This window comes from Paeniglutamicibacter sulfureus (assembly GCF_030512175.1).
GTDB classification, from domain to species: domain Bacteria; phylum Actinomycetota; class Actinomycetes; order Actinomycetales; family Micrococcaceae; genus Paeniglutamicibacter; species Paeniglutamicibacter sulfureus.
Genome location: NZ_JAULBL010000001.1, coordinates 1,228,913 through 1,248,178, shown reverse-complemented (window position 1 = coordinate 1,248,178; position 19,266 = coordinate 1,228,913). Strand labels below are relative to the sequence as shown.

The following is a 19,266-nucleotide window of genomic DNA, read 5'->3' as shown; positions in this document are numbered from 1 at the left end:
CCACCAAAGCGTAAGTTCAACTTAATGGTACGAACAAGATTTACCTACTTTATCTGATGGGATAGCGACCCCTATTGTTTACGTCACTGGCAAAAATTTCCCGCTAAACCGTTAGGAACAAAAAGCGACGATGGTGCACAATCCGGTAGGTCACCGCGACCTCGAAATCGACGAATATGCGGCGCGTCAGCAGCGTGTTCGTCAGCGCATGGCAAACCAGGCGCTGGATGTTTTGCTGGTTTCGGATCCAGCGAACCTGTACTACTTGACCGGGTACAACGCCTGGTCGTTCTACACCGCACAAATACTCGTGCTTCCCCTGGAGGGAGCTCCCCTCCTCTACATGCGTCAGATGGATGCCCATGGCGCCCACCGAACTGCAATCTGCATGGATGAATCAAACATCCATGGCTACCCGGAACAGATCGTGCACCGCCCCGACATCCATCCCGGTGACTGGATTGCCAAGCACCTGCGCGATCTCGGATTCGGGCGCAACCTGCGCGTCGGGTTTGAAGGCGATGCCCACTACTTCTCCGTGCGCATGTTTATGGCACTGTCCGCGATGCTTCCCGAATGGCAATTGCAGGAATCACGTGAACTGGTCAACTGGGTCCGCCTGGTGAAGTCCCCGTACGAGATTGAGCTGATGCGCGCTGCAGGGAAGGTCTGCTCGACGGTCATGCGCACCGCTCTGCAGGCCCTGGGTCCTGGCCGGCCGCAAAATGAGGTTGCCGCGGAGATCATGGCGGCCCAAGCCCGGGGTGTCGATGGAATTGCGGGAGACTATGCCTCCATCGTCCCGATGCTTCCCACCGGGGAAGGGGCGGACACCCCCCACCTGACCTGGACTGATGACCCATTGCCGGTCGACTCCCCGATTTCCATTGAATTGGCCGGGGTCCACCGCCGCTATCACGCACCGATGGCCCGCACCGCGGTGATCGGCAAACCCAGCTCGGAGCTGGAACAAGTCGCGGCCGCCACCATCGAGGGTCTCGAATCTGCCTTCTCGCTGGTCCGCCCCGGAATCACGATCCACGAGGTGACCGACCGCTTTACCAGGGTCATCAAGGCCGCCGGCTTCGACAAGGAATCCCGACTGGGCTACTCGATCGGCGTGGGATTCCCACCGGACTGGGGCGAACGCACCGTCAGCTTCCGGGCCGGGGAACATACCGAGCTCCAAGAAAACATGACCTTCCACCTGATCGCCGGGATGTGGCTCGATGGGTACGGTTTCGAAGTTTCCGAACCCATCCGCGTCACCGCCACCGGCCTCGAGTTCTTCGCGGACGTCCCGCGCGAACTAACCACGATTAATACAAGGAGTACTCCTCATGTCCATCGAACCACTGCTCAAATCCCCAACATCCCGCTTGGCCTCGCGGGTTAGCCTGCTAAAGGGCTCGATCATTGACTCCTCGACGTCGCTGCTGGCAAGCCAGAAGCATGACATCATCCGGTTCGCGATGGGCGCGCCGAATGCCGAACTGATCCCCGAGGCGGAGTTCGCCCGGCTCGCGACCTATCCGGCGGCAGGCCGCTACGACTATGCCGCCACAGAGGGCAACCCGGAGCTGATTGAGCAGATCGTGGCCTACCATTCCAGGAGGGGCGTGGACTTGGATCCCAGCCGGCTGCTGGTGACCACCGGGGGCATGCAGGGCCTGGATATCGCCTTCAAGCTCTTCGTTGACCCGTCAGACCTGGTAATTGTCGAGTCGCCGACCTACACCAACGGAATCGCCACGGCACTGAGCTACCAGGGCCGCGTGTTGGAAGCCCCGGTGGATGAGCAGGGATTGATAGTCGAAGCCCTTCCCGCGCTGGTCGCCGCCACGGGCCAGATCCCCAAGGTCATTTACACCATCCCGAACTTCCAAAATCCTTCCGGCCGGACGCTGAGCGGAGCGCGCCGCATGCAGCTACTCGAACTTGCCGAGGAATGGGACGCCTTCATCATCGATGATGACCCCTACGGCCTGTTGCGCTTCGAGGGATCCGAAGAGCCAAGCTTCGCCGAACTCAGCCCGGGCAATCCACGGGTGGTCTCGGTGCGCACCTTCTCCAAGGTCCTCGCCCCGGGACTGCGCGTGGGCTGGATGGACATGGATCCGGCGCTGCGTGCCCTGGCGGTGAACGCCAAGCAGTCCATGGATACCTGCACCAACGGGCCCATGCAACAGCTGATTGCCGACTACCTCTCCGAGGGCCGGCTCGACGCGCACTTGAATACACTGCGCGAGGTCTACCGGGAACGCAAGCAGGCGATGCTGGCCGCACTCGCCGAGGCCTTCGGGCAGGACGTGGAAGCCACGGATCCCGAGGGCGGGTTCTTCCTGTGGCTCACCCTGCGCGGACGCTACGCCGCGATCCATTCCGAAAAGCTCTTCCCGATCGCCTTGGCGCACGGCGTCGCATATATTCCCGGTCCGGCATTCTCGGACTCGGGGGCGTTTGCCGACGCACTGCGCCTGTGCTTCGCGACCTCCACCCCGGCACGGATTGCCGAGGGCGTGCAACGGCTGCACGCCGCGCTGGAAGAGGCTTTGGCCAGCCGGGACGCGCGGTGAACCGGATGGCTACCGCACCCTTGAGGCCGCTGGAGACCAGCGTGCTGGCCGAGATCGACCGGGCCCGCCTGGTCGAACTGACCGGAGAGCTGATTGCCGCCGGCGGGGAAAACCCCGGTGGCACCGAAGCAGCCACCGTGGCCATCCTGGATCGGGTGCTCACCGGGCTCGGTGCGATTGTGCACCTCGACGAGGTTGCCCCGGGACGAGCCAACCTGACGGCTCATCTCGGCGGGGACCGAACCGGCGGGGGACTGCTTTTCCTGGGTCACAGCGACGTTGTTCCGGCCGGCCACGGCTGGGACGCCGATGCCTTCACGCCACGAGAGAAGCAGGGGCGGCTCATAGGACGCGGCGCGACGGACATGAAGGGTGGCCTGGCCGCGGTGATCGCGGCCATGGCCGCTGTCCATGCGCACCATCCGCAGCTGCCGCTGTCCTTGGTATGCACCGTGGATGAGGAAGCCGACGCGATCGGCATCGCACACTACGTGGCCACCGAGCCCGTTGGCTCGTACACGGGCTGCGTGGTCGCCGAACCCACCGACTTGGTGGCGATTGTCGGCTGTCGGGGAGCTGCGAATTTCGGCCTGCAGATTACCGGGGCGAGCGCCCATGCCGGACGCCCGGCCGACGGGGCCAGCGCCATCCAGGCCGCGGCAGAGATCATTGCCGAAATAGGCCAGGACACGGAGCGACTGGCGGCGGCCGCCCACCCGGTGCTTGGGGCCGCAACATGGAATATCGGAACCATCGCCGGCGGACACGGAACCTCGATTGTGCCCGACACCTGCGAAATGAGCCTTGACCGGCGTCTGCTGCCCGGCGAGGACGCGCACCTTATCCTTGAACATCTGCTGGATCGCATCCGTGAGCGCCTGCAGACCGCTTCGATGCCGGGGCGCGAGAAGATCACCGTCCGCGGCCAGCTGCAGATGCAGATGCCCGGGTTCCTCACCGACGCGGACAGCGCCGTCGTCGCCGGTATGCGCCAGGCAGTCCGCGATGTCTCCGGCGCCGGTGAGCTCGGCATTTGGACAGCTTCGTGCGAGGGCGGCTACATGGCCGAGCACCATCAGGTCCCCACCCTGGTCCTCGGTCCCGGGGAAATCAACACCCAGGCCCATCAGCCAAACGAATCGGTGGAGATCGATGACCTGCTTACCGCCGCCCGCGCGTATGCACTGTTCGCCCTGCGCCATGCCTCAAACAACGCACCGACTCCCTCCCATTAATTAAGGCCGCCAAAGGAGCACACCATGACCAGCCAAACCCAACCGCCTGCCCTGAGACTCGAAGCCGATTTCAGCCCGACAGAACTGAAGCAGGCCCGGAAGTCCGTGGCCGGATCGGCAATAGGAAACGCGATCGAGTGGTTCGACTACGGGATCTACGGGTACCTGATTGTGTACATCTCCCAACTGTTCTTCACCTTCGGTGAAGAAGGGGGAACCCTGCCTCGAATCCTCGCCTTTTCCACCTTCGCGATTTCCTTCCTCATCCGTCCGCTCGGTGGCATGGTGCTCGGCCCGCTCGGTGACCGGATTGGCCGACGGAAGGTCTTGATCTTCACCATTGTGATGATCAGTGTGTCCACCGCGTGCATCGCCGCCCTGCCCACCTTTGACCAGGTCGGCTACCTGGCTCCGGTCTTGCTGGTCCTGCTGCGCATGGTCCAGGGGTTCTCCGCCGGCGGCGAATACGCCGGAGCCGCGGTGTTCATGAGCGAACATGCCCCGGATAACCGCCGTGGCTTCTATGGTTCCTTCCTTGAATTCGGCACTTTGGCCGGCTTCAGCGCGGCGGCGATCCTGTGCACCGGGCTGACCCTGGTGGTTGGCGAGGAAGGCATGATGGCTGGCTGGTGGCGGTTGCCCTTCGCACTCACCCTCGTGCTTGGGGGGATTGCATTGTGGATGCGACGCCACCTTGAGGAATCCGAAACCTTTACCGAGGACAGTTCCAAGGACAACGAAGTCAGCACCGCGCCGCAGGCACTGGGAACATTGTTGCGCAAGTATCCCGGTCAGCTCTTCAAGCTCTTCGGTTTTATCGTGCTGGTCAACGTCGCCTTCTACCTCGTGCTGACCTATATGCCCAGTTACCTGACGACGACCTTGGGACATGGCTCGGTGGAGTCCAACATGACGCTGGTTCTCATCCAGCTGGTGATGATCGCATTGATCGTGCCGTTGGGGGCACTCAGCGACCGGATTGGACGTAAACCGCTGCTGGTGACCGCAAGCATTGGCTTCGTGCTGCTTTCGGTGCCGGCGGTGCAATTGATGCAGTCGGCCGGATTGTGGGGGCAGATCGTTGGCATCGGCACCCTGGGTCTCTTGCTGGTCATGCTGCTCTCGACGATCTCCTCGACGCTGCCCGCGTTGTTCCCGACTTCGGTGCGCTACTCCGGATTCGCCATTGGTTACAACCTGTCCACGGCCGTCTTCGGCGGCACCGCGGCGGTGGCCAACGAGGCGCTGATCGGTGCGACCGGAAATTCGCTGGTACCGGGGTGGTACCTGATGGCTGCGGGCGTGATCGGGCTGATTTCGGTGCTCACTTTCAAGGAGACCGCGGGGCGTTCGCTTCGGGGCAACGTCATTCCAGGCAGCGACGACCAGCAGCGACGAAAGCTTGGTGAAAGGCTGGTGGGGGCGGGACGCCCCTAAGCGACAGCCGCCCGGGCCAGGAATTGATCGGTCCCGCAAAAAAGTAGGACAAACAGCGAAGTGAAGGAGGAGAGCGCAGTGGGAGAAAACCAACGCGTCGCACTGGTTACCGGCGCCACCTCGGGAATCGGAATCGAGATTGCCCGACGACTGGTGGCAGATGGAATGAAGGTCGTGGTGACCGGACGAAATGAGGAACGCGGAGAGCAGGTGGCCGAAGAACTCGGCGAGTCCGGCTTCTTCGTGCGGGCTGAACTGACCGCTTCGGGTGCCGCGCAGTCATTGATGGACACGGTGCTCGAACGCACCGGAAGGCTTGATGTTCTGGTGAACAATGCGGCCATTGACCACATCAATTCCCTACTCGACACCCCGGAGGAGGAGGTGCGGGAAACCTTTGAAATCAACACCTTCGCGGCGATTTTCTGTCTCCAAGCTGCGGGGCGGGTCATGCGTGGTGCCGGTGGCGGCGCGATCATCAACGTGACCTCGCGGCTGGCAAGCATTGGGGTTCCCACCATGGGGATCTACAGCGCGAGCAAGGGCGCGATGCTGGCGCTGACACGGGCCGCGGCGGTGGAACTTGCACCGCACAACATCAGGGTCAATGCCGTGGCCCCGGGGATGACACGTACCCAGATGTTTGAGGACTGGTTGGCCGGACACGAGGATCCCATGGCCGCGGAGCGAGCGGTCTCCGAAGCGATTCCGCTGGGTCGAGTGGCGATGCCGGAAGACGTTGCCGAAGCGGTGGGTTATTTTGCCAGTGCCACCAATACTTACGTCACCGGCGTTTCGTTGCCGGTCGATGGTGGCTATTTGGCCAAGTGAGCCGACGACGATGAACCCGCAGGTACCTTCCGCCCACGCGGCTCCCGGTACCTGCGGGTTTGCTGTGGGCGGTTGCGGGTCATCGTGTAAATACCTCTGGCGATCCATGGGGTAACCACGAAAATTGGCCCGTTGGTCGCCGCGCGGTTGCCCTCGGAATTCGGTCTGCAGCGATCGGACATGGTGACGGCCGCGGGTGTCTTTGACGTCGCGCAATCTTTGTCGCCGCCGGTGACGCAGCAGTGGGTCACCGGTTGTTGTTTCGCAAATCCCACGGGTGGCGAACCTTGGTGGTGCTCAGACGAGGGTTCACCTATGGGCTGGAATTGGCTCGGCAAGACCGGGGCGCGCGCGTGGGGCGCATTCTCAACATGACGCAATCATGAAGCAAGGTAGGGCGGATCGACGCTTCATTTTCCGACTTATGACGGTTCATGAAGCAAATCAAGCGCGGAAATCGTTCTGTGAGTCGATTTGTTTCACCGGAGTGCGATTAGTCTTGGTTCGATCGAAGATTCTGCGACACACTTGAACTGTTCGGCGTTGGCAATCGACCAACGCCAACACACGCCATCCAGAGCGGCTGAGAGACCTGGCTCGTTGACGCCGCAGCAACCACTCCCGTCCTTGGGATCCGGTGCTACCGCCAGGACCGATGGAGATAGCCAAACTCTGCGCGGTCCGCCGAATACTTTCGTTCTTACGCACGTATTTGACTGATTTGCCATGTCGCGGCGTTCCTCGGGTGAACCGAGAGGAGTAGGACATGATCAGCATTCAAGGCGTGTCAACAGTTTTCCCTCCGGCGGAGGCACCCTTCACTGCGGTGGACAACGTCTCGCTGGAAATCCCGCGGGGCTCGATCCAGGGAATCATTGGATTTTCCGGTGCGGGCAAATCAACGTTGCTTCGCAATATCAATCTCTTGGAGCGCCCGACGAACGGCCGCGTGGTGGTTGACGGTACGGACCTTACGTCGCTGAACGACGAGGAATTGCGCAGGGCTCGGCATCAGATCGGGATGATCTTCCAACATTTCAACCTCCTGAACAACCGCAACGCCGTTGAAAATGTCGAGCTTAGCCTTAAATTCGCGGGAGTAGCCAAGAAAGAACGCCGCCGCCGCGCCCACGAAGCCTTGGCAATTGTGGACTTGGCCGACAAAGCCAAGGCTTATCCGGGACAGCTGTCAGGCGGACAGAAGCAACGCGTGGCCATTGCCCGTGCGCTGGCCACCGAGCCAAAGGTATTGCTTTGCGACGAGCCGACATCAGCCGTGGATCCGCGGACCACTGCGTCGGTGTTGCAGTACCTTTCGGACATCAACGCCCAGTTGGGAATCACCACCGTGATCGTCACGCATGAAATGAACGTCGTCAAGGCAATCGCCGATAACGTCGCCGTCATGGAAGAAGGCCGAGTCGTCGAACAATTCGACATCAGCGCACTTCGGAATCCCTCGTTTACACCGGCGACCGCCATCGGCCGGTACCTCATTTCCGATGACATCACCTTGGACCGCAAGCGCCAGGTCCGCGGCACCGAATCCGCAAGCTTCGGCGCACCTTTGAAGGAGGCCTCCCTTGTCTAAGTTTGCTGCGGCCGTCAGCGTGCCTGCTTCCTCCACCAACGGCAGCGGTGCAGCGGCCTTCGACCTCAACCGCGTTATCGAGCTTTGGCCTGAAATTGCCGCGGCAATCGGCCAGACCTTGGCCATGCTCGTCGTGTCCATCCCCATCGCGATCCTGGTGGGAACGCCCTTGGGTATTTGGCTCTATTCAATGGCCCCCCAAGGCCTCCGACCCCGGCCGAAGCTGCATCGCATTGTCGATGGTTTCGTCAACACCATGCGGTCCTTTCCGTTCCTGATCTTGCTGATCGCGATCATTCCTTTCACCCGGTTCGTCGTTGGAACAACCATCGGTACGGCAGCCGTGATTGTCCCGCTGACGATCAACGCGATTCCCTACTTTGCACGCTTCGTTGAACAGAATCTCACGCAGCTCGGCAGCGGCGTCGTTGAAGCTGCACGGGCCATGGGTGCGACCCGCGGCCAGATCGTCCGCGACGTGTTGCTAGTGGAAGGGAAGCCTGCACTGATTGGTTCGATCACGATCATGACGGTGAGTTTCATCAGTTATTCGGCAATGGCGGGACTGGTCGGCGGGGGAGGCATCGGTGACTTTGCCATCCGTTATGGCTACTACCGATATGAAACAGGCATGATGGTCGTCGCCATCGTGCTGATGATTCTGATGGTCCAAATTGTGCAGATCTCGGGCACCCGCATCGCATCCCGTCTGGACAAGCGGCAGTAACCATCGCCCTTCTTGAACCGACCTGCTTCTTTTGGAGAGACCCCAACCATGAGTACTTCACGGCGACCGCGCCTGCTGTTGAGCGCCTTCCTGATGAACACCACCAGCCACATCCTTGGTGGCCAATGGCGCCACCCCGAGGCACAACAACATCGCTTCAACGAGCTCAAGCTCTGGGTGGATCTGGCCAAGGACCTGGAAGCCGCAAGGTTCGATGCAATCTTCCTTGCGGATGTTGTTGGGCTCTACGGCGACCACGACGGGGGCTGGGCATCGCACATCAAGCGCGGACTGCAGGTGCCGTCCAATGACCCGCTAGTGCTTGCTTCGGCCCTGGCAGGAGTGACCGAAGAAATCGGCCTGGCCTTCACGTCCTCGGTAATCCAGTCCGATCCCTTCCAGTTGGCACGTCAGCTCTCGACGCTCGATCACCTGAGCAGCGGTCGAGTTGCCTGGAACATCGTGACAAGCGTGCTGGAGAATTCACACCGCAACTTTGGGGCTGACGGGCTAGCCAAACACGCAGACCGCTATGACTGGGCCGAAGAATACGTTCAGGCTGCGTTCAAGCTGTGGGAAGGCTCGTGGGAAGACGGCGCGTTGCTGGCCGACAAAATTGCAGGAATCCACGCTGATCCGGCCTTGGTGAACAAGATCTACCATCGGGGAGAACGCTACTCAATTGACGGCCCGCACTTGTCTTCACCCAGCCCGCAGCGAACCCCCTTTCTTTTTCAAGCCGGGAGTTCTCCACGTGGCAGATCGTTCGCGGCCGCCAACGCGGAAGCCACCTTCCTTTTCGCGCCGAACCCCGAAAACGTTCGCAAGAACTCTGAGGTCATTCGGAAACTGGCAGTTGACGCCGGGCGCGAAGCATCCGATGTGAAAATCTTTGCCGGACTCTCCTTCGTAGTGGGAAGTACAGAAGCAGAGGTCTTGCGCAAGCAAGCTGACTATGACGAGTATCTCGACCTGGACGCCGTGGTTGCGCACATAGGCGGAGGGCTCGGTATTGACCTCGGCGGCAGGCCATTGGACACCCGACTTGGTGAAATCGATACAGAGGGCGGAAAGGGTGTGCTTGAAGCCATTCGCGCTTCGGTTCCGGGAGGAAACCCCACGATTGCCGATCTCGCCCGGTACCGGGCGAAGTCCATGCAGATCTCCGGGACCCCTGAACAAATCGTTGATCAGCTCGAACTGTGGCAGGACGCAGGAACCGACGGCATCAACATCATCAACCAGATTCTGCCTGGCTCCTACACGGATTTCATCGAGGGTGTGGTGCCCGAATTGCGAGCCCGCGGCCTTGCCCAAACCGAATATGCGCCAGGCACTTTGCGCGAGAAGGTCTTTGGGCGACAAGCGACGCTCGAGGCCTCACACCCGGCAGCCGCTTTCCGCGGAGCCTTCACCCAATTCTCGGCAGCCAATGAAAATCTCGCCGCGGTCACAGCAAGTTCCTGAAAGGCATCCAGCATGACCATTACTTTGAAGGCATCCGAAATTGTTGCCGCCGATTATTCGACCCAACGCGCGCGATTTGCCGAACTCTTTTCGCGGATTGCCGAAGGCTCCCGGGAACGTGATCTCAAACGCATCCTCCCATTCAAACAAGTCGCGTGGCTGGATGAAGCGGGGTTTGGAGCGCTGCGGGTACCCCAGGCGTACGGTGGCGCGGGCGTCAGTATCGAAACCTTTGCGCGCCTTCTCATTGATCTGGCAGCCGCGGATTCGAACGTTGCCCATTTGTATCGATCACACTTTGGCTTCGTGGAGTCCCTGCAGTGGCAGGACGAGCCCATCCGACGAAGTTGGTATGAACTCGCGGCCGCCGGAAAAACTGTTGGAAATGCATCCACCGAACGCGGCGGAAATGCGCTCGGCCAGCTCAACACGGTGCTGTCCTACGAGAATGAGGCGTGGGTGTTAAACGGTGAAAAGTTCTACACCACGGGCACCATTTTTTCCGACTACACGCGCGTTTCAGCAGCCCTTCAGGGAAAGCCGGGACGTGTGTTTGCGGTCGTTGAAACCAAGGCAGCCGGCGTGAAAGTCATCGATGACTGGGATGGTTTTGGCCAACGGCTGACCGGCACGGGCACCACTATTTTTGAGAACGTCCACGTGGATGCCGTCGACATATTTGGCCGCGAGGCCAGCGGCGCGGAAGCAACCCACGAAGCGTCGTTCTTCCAATTGGTGTTGCTGGCGGTGCTCGCAGGCATCGCCCGCGCTGCCCGGGATGATGCGGCGCAGTCGGTCGCCAAACGGGCCCGCACCTTCAACACCGGATCGGGATTGCCCTTCAGGAACGATCCCCTGATCCAGGAAACCGTTGGCCGCATCGCCACGAAAGCGTTTACAGCAGAGGCCACCGTGCTGGCTGCGGCGCGAACCCTTGATATCGCCATTGATGCGGCTGTTGGGCAGGAACCAGATGAAAACGGTCATCGCCCAACGACGTTTGAAGGGCATCTGGCTGAATTGGCCGTGGAACAAGCGCAAGTCTCTGTTCCGGAGTTGGCGATCGGCGCTGCGCAGCAACTCTTCGAAACCGGGGGAGCCTCGGCTACCAGCACCTCAAAGGGATTGGACCGCCACTGGCGGAACGCGCAGACTGTGGCAACGCACAATCCAATCGCATTCCGTGCCCGAGCGATTGGTGACTACTTCATCAACGGAACCCTCCCGGAGGGTCTTAACGCCATTGGCGATGCGACGACGGTTCCGTCCATCACATAACGTCCGCCTCAGCAGAACTATTACCCATGAAGAACCGTCGGATCTTCATCGGCCACCAAATCATTGCAAATATTTCAGGAGAAGCATCATGCAGCGTCGTACTTTCCTTGCCGGAGCACTTGGTCTCGGTGCATTCGCCTCGCTTACCGCGTGTGGACTAACCGGCGGGGCTTCAACCGCCGCGACCGGCAACAACAAAACCATTAAGTTGATTGTCACCGAGTCGGCCCCAACGCAGGAACCGACTAAAATCGCCCAAAAAATCCTGGAGTCCCAAGGCTGGAAGGTTGAAGCCAAATACGTCACCGATATCGTCCAGCCGAACTTCGCCGTGGCCAATGGCGAATTCGATGCGAACTACTTTCAGCATGCCGCCTATCTTGAGCAATTCACCACCGACAAGAACCTTGAGCTGGAAACCGCGTTCTACATGTACGGATCACCAGCGGGTGTGTACTCGGCGAAACACAAGAAAATCGGTGACCTTCCCGAAGGTGCCAAGATCGCGATTCCCGTGGATCCGTCCAACAACGGACGAGCTCTGGCCCTTTTGCAGACGGCCGGACTGTTGAAGCTGACCGAGGGGAAGAACCTGATTCACCTTTCACAGGCCGACATCTTGGAGAACCCGCGAAAATTCAATTTTGTCGAAGTCGATCAGCAGTCGTTATCCAAGACTCTGCCGGATGTTGACGCGGGCTTCCTTTTCGTTCGCCTCGGCGCAGAGATCGGACTTAATCCGGAGGATGCCCTTCTCTTTGAAAAGGAAGAGGACGCACTTCCGTTCATCAATCTTGTTGCGGCCAAACCGGGTTTTTCAGCTACTGAAAAGGGTAAGGCGCTTGAAGCGGCTTATCACTCGGACGAGGTCCGTGAGTGGTTCGAGGGCTACCTCAACGGTGCGTTGCCCACTCCGTGGGACCGAGATCCCGCAGCGGATCTAAAAGCCTGGAACGTCTAAGTAAACCGTCGTGTAGCACGCAGACCTGGGGTGTGCGGGCCTCGGCAGAGTTAGGAGAATTGGCAATGGAACGACGCACCTTTATCAAAGGATCCCTGGGCATAAGCGCCTTAACCGGTCTTGCCGTGTTGACAGGCTGTGGCCTTACCGGGAATGCTGCCACGGGGGCAGAGAACATGACCATCAAACTCATCGTCACCGAATCGGCCCCTTATCAGGAACCGACCAAAATTGCCCAGAAGGTTCTGGAATCCGAGGGCTGGGAAGTTCAGGTCAAGTATGTCACTGACATCGTCCAGCCGAACCTTGCCGTAGCGAACGGTGAATACGATGCCAACTATTTCCAGCACGCATCTTATCTCGCTCAGTTCACCAAGGATAAGGACATCGACGTTGAAACGGCTTTCTACATGTATGGATCGCCCGGTGGACTGTATTCCCAGAAGCACAAGACCATCGATGAATTGCCACAGGGTGCCAAGATCGCCATTCCCGTCGACCCGGCCAACAATGGGCGTGCACTGGCGCTGCTGGCCAAGGCAGGGGTCCTCAAGGTTGACGAAAACAAGAGCGTGATCCATCTCTCCCAGAATGACATCTTGGAAAATCCGAAGGGCATTTCCTTCACGGAAGTCGACCAGCAGTCGCTCTCCAAGACCCTGCCAGACGTTGACGCAGGCTTCCTATTCGTACGGCTTGGCGCAGAGCTGGGCCTCACGCCACAGGATGCGCTGCTCTTTGAAGAGGATGCCGACGCGCTGCCATTTATCTGCGTCGTAGCTGCCAAGCCTGGATTCGCCGAAACTGAGAAAGGCAAGGCCTTGCAAAATGCCTACCAATCGGATGAGGTTCGCACGTGGTTTAAGGAGTACATTGACGGCGTGCTCCCAACTCCTTGGGACCGCGATCCCGTTGCCGACCGCAAGACCTGGGATAGCTGAGACCGTCACGCACCATTCCCAGAATGTTCGGCATGATTTCCATTCATTCCGAACATTGGATCCGGGCGCAGAATATTCCTACGGTGCGGGCCCCGTACTGTCGCGGTAGCGTTAGGAGCATGAGCAATGAACAAGGCCAGCGGCACGTCAATGACCCGGCAGTGATTCGTCGACTTCTGCAAACCCCGGCGCGGTGGGCCGTGGTCGGACTGACCAACAACCCGAGTCGTGTGGCTCCGGGAGTCTCTCGATTCCTGCAGGATCAGCTGGACATGGAAATCATTCCGGTGTCCCTGAGCGGCGAAAGCGTTCTGGGCAACGTTGGGTACAAGCGATTGGACGAAATCCCGGGGCACATCAACGTTGTGAACTGTTTCGTGAACTCGCAAAGGGTCGGCGACATTGTTGACCAAGCCATCGCCGTGGGTGCCGATGCCGTGTGGTTGCAACTAGGCGTCATCGACGAAGCCGCCGCCAGGCGCGCCAAGGAAGCCGGCTTGGAAGTCGTTATGGACACCTGTCCGAAGATTGAGTACCCCTACCTGTAGTTCCACACGATCCAACCCACGCCTGCCACGGCGGGGAACCACCGGGGGAGGCGGGCAATTCCCTGCCCACCGGGCTTAGGATTGGCAACGTGGAATACGAATCATGGCGCGGGATGCTGCTGTCGATGCCCGGCGCCTTCGAGGACTTCCCCTTCGGTGAGGACGCGGCGGTGTTCAAGGTTGCCGGGAAGCAGGGCGGCCGCGCCAAGATGTTCGGGCTGCTGATGCACCGCGGCGGGCAGCTGAACTTGAACCTCAAGTGCGATCCCGCGCTCGCCGAGCAGCTGCGGGCCGCCAACGAGCAGATCACCCCCGGTTACCACATGAACAAAAAGCACTGGAACACCGTGGTCCCGGGACTGGAGGAGGAAACCATGCTGGCGATGATCGAGGATTCGTACGACCTGGTTGTCGCCTCGCTGCCCGCCGCCGAACGCGCGGCGTTGGGCTGGAAGGGCCTCGTAGAGCGCGGATGATCCGGAATCGGTAGGCTGGATGGCATGTACTTCATCGTTGTAAAATTCCAGACCAAGCCCGACTACACCGCCCAATTCATGGACCTGGTGACCCCGTTCACCGAAGCCACCCGCAAGGAGCCCGGGAACCTCTGGTTCGACTGGTCCCGCAGCGTTGAAGACCCCAGCGAGTTCGTGCTCGTTGAAGCGTTCCTGGACGACGATGCCGCCGGCAAACACGTGAACTCCGAGCACTTCAAGGCGGGTCTGGAAGCCATGCGCCCGGCCCTGGTGGCCACCCCGAAGATCATCTCACGCAAGGTAGAGGGCGATTCCTGGGGCGAAATGGGCGAATTGCAGATCGGCTAGACCGAGATGTTCGAGCCACTTCGGCGCAAGCTGCAGCAGACCTTTTCCGCCCAGGAACACTACGATCCGGTGTGGGAACGCGAGCTGGACCGCGGGGATGATGCGGGGTACTTCCCGCACGACTCCGCGGTTTGGGTGGTGCACGGCGGGATGAGCCCGATCGCCGCCGGCATCCGGGCACTGCTGACCCAGGCCCTCCACCCGGGGGCGCTCGCCGGGGTGGCCGAACACTCGAACTACCAATCGGATCCGCTGGCCAGGCTTGCAGGCACCATCCGCTGGATCTTCACCCTCACCTACGGCGACACCGTTGCGGCCGACGCGGCCTGCGCTTGGGTGGCCCGCCGCCACGAAGCCGTCACCGGGAGCTACCTCGCCGGCACCGGGGAAGAACGCGAGTATGCGGCCAACGACCCCGGCCTCGCGGCATGGGTGCACCTGGCCTTCGCCGATGCCTTCCTGCGCAGCCACGAGATCTTTTCCGGCCCCGTCCCGCAGGGGGCCGACGCCTATGTGCGCGAGTGGGCCAAGGCCGGCGAACTCATGGGAGTGCCCAACCCTCCGCGCAGCGATGCCGAACTCCGCGAAGCCATCGCCGGCTACGAGGCCCGCGGCGAACTGGCCGGCGGTCCCCGGGTCGCCGAGGTCGTCTCCTTCCTGAAGAACCCGCCGCTGGATCCCGCCGTGCTGCCCGGATACAGGTTGCTCTTCGCCGCGGTGGTTGACACCCTGCCCGAAAACCACCGGCGGATGCTGGGGCTTCGGCGCCCGACCCTGGCCGGGATTCCGCTGCCCGCCCGCCTCGGCGGAAAGGCGGCGCTCGGGATGGCGGGCCTGGCCCTGGCCAAGCACGGCCCGGCGGAACTGGCCGCACGCCGCAGGCTTTTCCGCCTCGGAGTGCTCAACGACCTGGACTACCCCGCGGCTGGAATCACCGACTCCGTCCCGGCACCCGCGGGATTCCGGACCCTTGCGGTGCGCGAGTGCGTGGGACAGGGCCAGGCGGCCTTCGAGGCGTTGGCCTCGGGGATCATGTCCTGGAAGCTGCACGAGGGTGCGGGACTGCGCGTGCGCGCCGACACTCCGATGGTCCAATTGGCCAGTCGCGTCCGGCTCGGAATCGGCCTGGGAGCCGCACGCATCGAGGCTCCCTGCCGCGTTGTTCGGCTGATCGAGTCCGCCACTCGGCGCGGTTTCGCCTATGGCACGCTGGCCGGGCACCCGGAGACCGGCGAGGAATCCTTCGCCGCCGTGCTGGAGCCCGACGGCGCGGTGTACCTGGAGCTCAAGGCCGTCTCGCGGCCTTCGCCGGGGATCTACCGCTTGGGCTCCCCGGTGACCGCGGCCGCCCAGTCAATGGTCACGGACCGCTACGTGGCGGCAGCCCGGAGGCTTGCCGGCGGAAACTGAGCAAGCCGGCCCGGGTTTCGGGCGGTCGGCCCGCTACGGGCAGGTGTCCACCGGTTCCCGGCCCTGAAGCCTGTCATTGGCCCACGCGACCAGGTCACGGATCAACGGGGAGTCGTCCTGCACCAGCGGCATGTGGTCAAGTCCCTGATACTCGCGATACTCCATCTCCTGCCCCGCCGCGCAGCGCGCGGCAACCCAGTTGCGCTGCATCCCCGGTTTCACCAGCTGGTCGGCCAGCCCCTGGCCCACGAAGAGCGGGTAGCCGATGTCCATCGCCACCGAGTTTTCCCTCAGCTTCGCGCCCAGCGGTCCGTGCAGCGCCGAGGCGGGAAGCACCGCGTCGAAGAGCTGCGTGCCGCCAACGATTGCCGAGAGCGCATCGCGGCCGCCAAAGCAGAGTTCGCCGATGCGTTCGACCGCTCCGGCGTAGCCGGGTGTCAGCAAGGAACCGACGCCGAGCGCGGGGAAAAGCTCCTCCCAGGAGGCGGCAATGTAGGAGGACACGACCTTGCCCGCCGCGTCGTCCTTCACCCCCAGGGCCAAATCCTCCAGGTTGCTGGCCGGGGCCAGTGCCGCGACACCCAGCACCCCGATCTCCGGGGCATAGTCCCGCGCGATGGCTGCGCTGAACAGGGCACCGTGCCCGCCCTGGGAATGCCCCCAGATCACGGCGTCCCCGCGCAGCGCGATCCCCTCGAGCCGGCGGGCGGCCCGGTGCGCATCGAGCACGTTGCGCCCCTCGGCCTCGCCCACCAAGTACGGGTGCGGGCCGGCGGTGCCCAGCCCCACGTAGTCGGTCATCACCCCGGCCCAGCCCTGGGACACCAGCTCGCGCAGTGCCGCGGCGGGACCGTCCTCGAATGGCTGCGGCGAGAGGGAAGGGGCGCAGCGCGGGACTATGCCCTTGGTCCCGTGCGCCATCGAAACCACCGGCAGCGGCGCCTCGCCGCGGTCCCGCGGCACCACCACCGAGCCGGAGGCGACGGCCGGCGACCCGTCCGGGTTCGTCGTCGTATACAGGATGCGCCACGCCTCGGCGTTGGCCGGGACCCCGGAACCCAGCAGCTCGGCGCGCAGCAGCCTGCCGGGTTCGGAGGGGACGTCGGTGGGCGGGGTGTAGAACGCATCGGGCACCAGCCTCGGGTCCCCGGCATGGATGAACGCGGTCAGGGCCACCATCGCCACGGCCATCAGCAACGCCACCGCGGAACCCGCCACCCTGCCGAACTCCCGCCACCGGCCCCCGGCGCGACCCCCGGGTCCCCGCCGCCGGGCCAGGAATCCCACCAGCATGTGCAGGCCGGCGAAGACCAGCCAGCCGCCGAATACCACGCCAAAGGCCCACAGCGTCAGCCGGGGCCAGAACATCACCAGCAGGCCAGCCAGCACCGCGGCCAGGCCGCCGAGCAGCGCGGCGGCGCGGTGGACCGGGGTTTTGCGGAACAGCGCGGCGAGGGACGTGGCGCCGGTGACCAGCAGGAGCACGGCCACGCAGGCCGCGAGCACGGGCAGCGTGGTGCCGCGCCAAAGCAACGCAGCGATGCCCGCAACGACCAGGAGCGCACCGCTGCCCCCCTCGAGCCAGGGCCAGGTTCCCTCTCCGTCCCCGTCCCGGCCCAGGGCCCCGGCGATCCGGGCAACGCCCAGCGCCACCAGCCCGGCGGAGACCAGGACCACGAACACCTCGATGGATGCGGCCGAATGCAGCGCAAGGACGGACCCGAGGACCGCCAGGGCAGCGCCCAGAACGGGGCGCACCCACCCCGGGGTCCTGTGCATGAAACCGGCCATGAGGTCCTCTCGACAACGGCAAGCCTCACGCCTGCCCGCCTAAACATTCTGCCGCATGGTTTTGGGCCACGGGTGATCGGCCCGCCGCAGTTGCCGCGTCGGCCCGGACGCGTCGGGGGAACAACTTTCGTAGACTGGAAGCCACACACACGAACAGCTGGAGGTTGGGATGTCGGAAACGACCGTGGACGGGCTGCTGGCAGAGCTGGCGGCGCTCGAGGACCCGAAAATGCGCGCCGTGAACGAGAAGCGCGGGGACGACCACGGGGTGAACCTCTCCAAGCTGCGGGCCGTGGCCAAGCGGCTGAAGACCCAGCAGGAGCTGGCAGTGGAACTCTGGGCAACCGGGCAGACCCCGGCGCGGCTGCTGGCGCTGCTCATCTGCCGGCCCAGGGCCTTCGGCCGCGACACGCTGGACACCATGCTGCGCGAGGCCGGCGCCCCGAAGGTCCACGACTGGCTCGTGAACTACGTGGTGAAGAAGAGCCCCCACGCCGAGGAGCTGCGCGTCGCCTGGATGGCCGACGCCGATCCCGTGGTGGCAAGCGCCGGGTGGGCGCTGACCAGCGAACGGATCGCGAAGAAGCCCGAGGGCCTTGACCTGCCGGGGCTGCTGGATGTCATCGAGGCGCAGATGAAGGATGCCCCGGAGCGACTGCAGTGGGCCATGAACCAGGCCCTGGCCACGATCGGCATCGAACATCCAGCGCTTCGCGCCCGGGCGCTTCGGATCGGCGAACGCCTCGAGGTGCTCAAGGACTACCCGACGCCGCCGAACTGCACCTCGCCCTTCGCGCCGGCCTGGATCAACGAGATGGTTCGCCGCAAGGAAGGCTGAGCGCCCGCCCAAAACATGGGGCAGCGGCCCCATGCGCCGCGGGCGCGGAATTTCTAGGCTGTGAAAACAAGCCAAGGAGACCGCCGTGAAAGACAAGACACCGCAGCACTACGCGCACCGCGCCGAAACCGCAGCGACGCTGCCGCCCGGGGACGCCGAACGCCTGGCAGGTTATGCGCTCATGGGCCTGCCTTTCAGCAGCGGCCACTACCTGGCCTACCGGCGTTTCCCGCGCAGTTCCTTCGGCCCCGGTTATCGGTCGGTGTGGCTGCGCCGGCCGGGCGGGTCCTGGAGCATATACGCCGACGCCCCGCCGGAGACCAGTTGCGCCCGCTTCTTCGGGGCGGCCGTGGACGAGACGGTGCTCGCACCGGTATCCGCCCGCTGGACGGGGCCCGCACGCCTGGAGGTCTCGGTTCCCGGAGTGCTGGACTGGCAGCTGGACCTGGCCTCGACCCCGGCCACGAAGATGCTCGGTGCGGTGGCCGGTGCCATGCCCGACGCGCTGTGGCGCAGCGATGCCATGCTCGGCGCCATGGGCAGGGTCATGGGACCGGTGTTGCGCGCCGGGAGAATGGGGCTGGCCGGGCGCGTGCCCAACGGGCAGTCCTTCCGCGCTCGCCCGATGCGGGTGTGGATGGTTCGCGCCTCGGTCGCCACCGTCGACGGAGTAGACGCCGGGATCCCGCAGCCGCTCCCCGTCCAGGAGCATCTCGCCGACGCCTGGCTGCCGCAGCGCGGCGTGTTCGTGGCCGACACCAGTCTCGTCTTCCCCTCCACGGCCCCGAGGCGGGTTGCGGCCGTAGAATGA

At 62.9% G+C, this 19,266-nt stretch carries 18 protein-coding genes and 1 riboswitch; of the genes, 17 read left to right on the top strand and 1 reads right to left on the bottom strand.

All coding sequences use genetic code 11. The features are described 5' to 3' along the window. Positions 1 to 130: 130 nt before the first annotated feature. From Q2T94_RS05445 to Q2T94_RS05375, 15 genes are all read left to right on the top strand, one after another. Complete coding sequence (locus Q2T94_RS05445) at positions 131 to 1,396, top strand: M24 family metallopeptidase (protein WP_302263183.1); 1,266 nt, start codon at positions 131 to 133, stop codon at positions 1,394 to 1,396. Next, positions 1,341 to 2,576: an aminotransferase-like domain-containing protein gene (locus tag Q2T94_RS05440; RefSeq protein WP_302263182.1), complete on the top strand. Its 1,236-nt coding sequence runs from the start codon at positions 1,341 to 1,343 to the stop codon at positions 2,574 to 2,576. Before Q2T94_RS05445 ends, Q2T94_RS05440 begins: the two co-directional genes overlap by 56 nt. Positions 2,577 to 2,581: 5 nt before the next feature. Beyond that, the gene (locus tag Q2T94_RS05435; protein ID WP_302263181.1) at positions 2,582 to 3,811 is read left to right on the top strand and encodes a M20 family metallopeptidase; all 1,230 of its coding nucleotides are present in this window, start codon (positions 2,582 to 2,584) and stop codon (positions 3,809 to 3,811) included. A 24-nt stretch (positions 3,812 to 3,835) separates the two neighbouring features. After that, positions 3,836 to 5,248 carry an MFS transporter gene (locus tag Q2T94_RS05430; RefSeq protein WP_302263180.1) on the top strand — a complete coding sequence of 471 codons (1,413 nt, stop codon included), beginning with the start codon at positions 3,836 to 3,838 and terminating at the stop codon, positions 5,246 to 5,248. A gap of 60 nt (positions 5,249 to 5,308) precedes the next feature. Beyond that, entirely contained in the window at positions 5,309 to 6,079 is a 771-nt protein-coding gene (locus Q2T94_RS05425) for an SDR family NAD(P)-dependent oxidoreductase (protein ID WP_310289917.1), read from the top strand. Between the two features lie 567 nt (positions 6,080 to 6,646). Next, positions 6,647 to 6,741, top strand: a riboswitch (SAM riboswitch). 104 nt (positions 6,742 to 6,845) lie between these two features. Next, the gene (locus Q2T94_RS05420; RefSeq protein WP_302263177.1) at positions 6,846 to 7,670 is read left to right on the top strand and encodes a methionine ABC transporter ATP-binding protein; all 825 of its coding nucleotides are present in this window, start codon (positions 6,846 to 6,848) and stop codon (positions 7,668 to 7,670) included. Beyond that, positions 7,663 to 8,397, top strand: coding sequence for a methionine ABC transporter permease (locus Q2T94_RS05415; RefSeq protein ID WP_302263176.1), 735 nt, complete (start codon positions 7,663 to 7,665; stop codon positions 8,395 to 8,397). The genes Q2T94_RS05420 and Q2T94_RS05415 overlap by 8 nt, the downstream gene beginning before the upstream one ends. Positions 8,398 to 8,445: 48 nt before the next feature. Continuing rightward, on the top strand, positions 8,446 to 9,864 hold the full coding sequence (locus tag Q2T94_RS05410) for an NtaA/DmoA family FMN-dependent monooxygenase (protein WP_302263370.1): 1,419 nt from the start codon (positions 8,446 to 8,448) through the stop codon (positions 9,862 to 9,864). Positions 9,865 to 9,876: 12 nt separating this feature from the next. Further along, a complete protein-coding gene (locus tag Q2T94_RS05405) occupies positions 9,877 to 11,142 on the top strand; it encodes an acyl-CoA dehydrogenase family protein (RefSeq protein WP_302263175.1) in 1,266 nt (421 codons plus the stop codon). A gap of 88 nt (positions 11,143 to 11,230) precedes the next feature. After that, the gene (locus Q2T94_RS05400) at positions 11,231 to 12,103 is read left to right on the top strand and encodes a MetQ/NlpA family ABC transporter substrate-binding protein (protein WP_302263174.1); all 873 of its coding nucleotides are present in this window, start codon (positions 11,231 to 11,233) and stop codon (positions 12,101 to 12,103) included. A 65-nt stretch (positions 12,104 to 12,168) separates the two neighbouring features. Continuing rightward, a complete protein-coding gene (locus tag Q2T94_RS05395; RefSeq protein WP_302263173.1) occupies positions 12,169 to 13,044 on the top strand; it encodes a MetQ/NlpA family ABC transporter substrate-binding protein in 876 nt (291 codons plus the stop codon). A gap of 119 nt (positions 13,045 to 13,163) precedes the next feature. Next, a complete protein-coding gene (locus Q2T94_RS05390; RefSeq protein ID WP_302263172.1) occupies positions 13,164 to 13,592 on the top strand; it encodes a CoA-binding protein in 429 nt (142 codons plus the stop codon). An 89-nt stretch (positions 13,593 to 13,681) separates the two neighbouring features. Next, a complete protein-coding gene (locus Q2T94_RS05385) occupies positions 13,682 to 14,068 on the top strand; it encodes an MmcQ/YjbR family DNA-binding protein (protein WP_367281521.1) in 387 nt (128 codons plus the stop codon). A gap of 24 nt (positions 14,069 to 14,092) precedes the next feature. After that, positions 14,093 to 14,416 carry a putative quinol monooxygenase gene (locus tag Q2T94_RS05380; protein ID WP_264269842.1) on the top strand — a complete coding sequence of 108 codons (324 nt, stop codon included), beginning with the start codon at positions 14,093 to 14,095 and terminating at the stop codon, positions 14,414 to 14,416. A 6-nt stretch (positions 14,417 to 14,422) separates the two neighbouring features. Beyond that, positions 14,423 to 15,826, top strand: coding sequence for a DUF1990 family protein (locus tag Q2T94_RS05375; RefSeq protein ID WP_302263171.1), 1,404 nt, complete (start codon positions 14,423 to 14,425; stop codon positions 15,824 to 15,826). A 33-nt stretch (positions 15,827 to 15,859) separates the two neighbouring features. On the opposite strand, the gene Q2T94_RS05370 is transcribed toward Q2T94_RS05375, so the two are convergent. Next, complete coding sequence (locus Q2T94_RS05370) at positions 15,860 to 17,605, bottom strand: lipase family protein (RefSeq protein WP_302263170.1); 1,746 nt, start codon at positions 17,603 to 17,605, stop codon at positions 15,860 to 15,862. A 181-nt stretch (positions 17,606 to 17,786) separates the two neighbouring features. Between Q2T94_RS05370 and Q2T94_RS05365 the strand changes: the two genes are divergently transcribed. Together Q2T94_RS05365 and Q2T94_RS05360 are read left to right on the top strand one after the other, a co-directional pair. Then, the gene (locus tag Q2T94_RS05365) at positions 17,787 to 18,455 is read left to right on the top strand and encodes a DNA alkylation repair protein (RefSeq protein WP_302263169.1); all 669 of its coding nucleotides are present in this window, start codon (positions 17,787 to 17,789) and stop codon (positions 18,453 to 18,455) included. A gap of 85 nt (positions 18,456 to 18,540) precedes the next feature. Next, positions 18,541 to 19,266 (top strand): hypothetical protein, encoded by a 726-nt coding sequence (locus tag Q2T94_RS05360; protein ID WP_302263168.1) that lies wholly within the window; start codon positions 18,541 to 18,543, stop codon positions 19,264 to 19,266.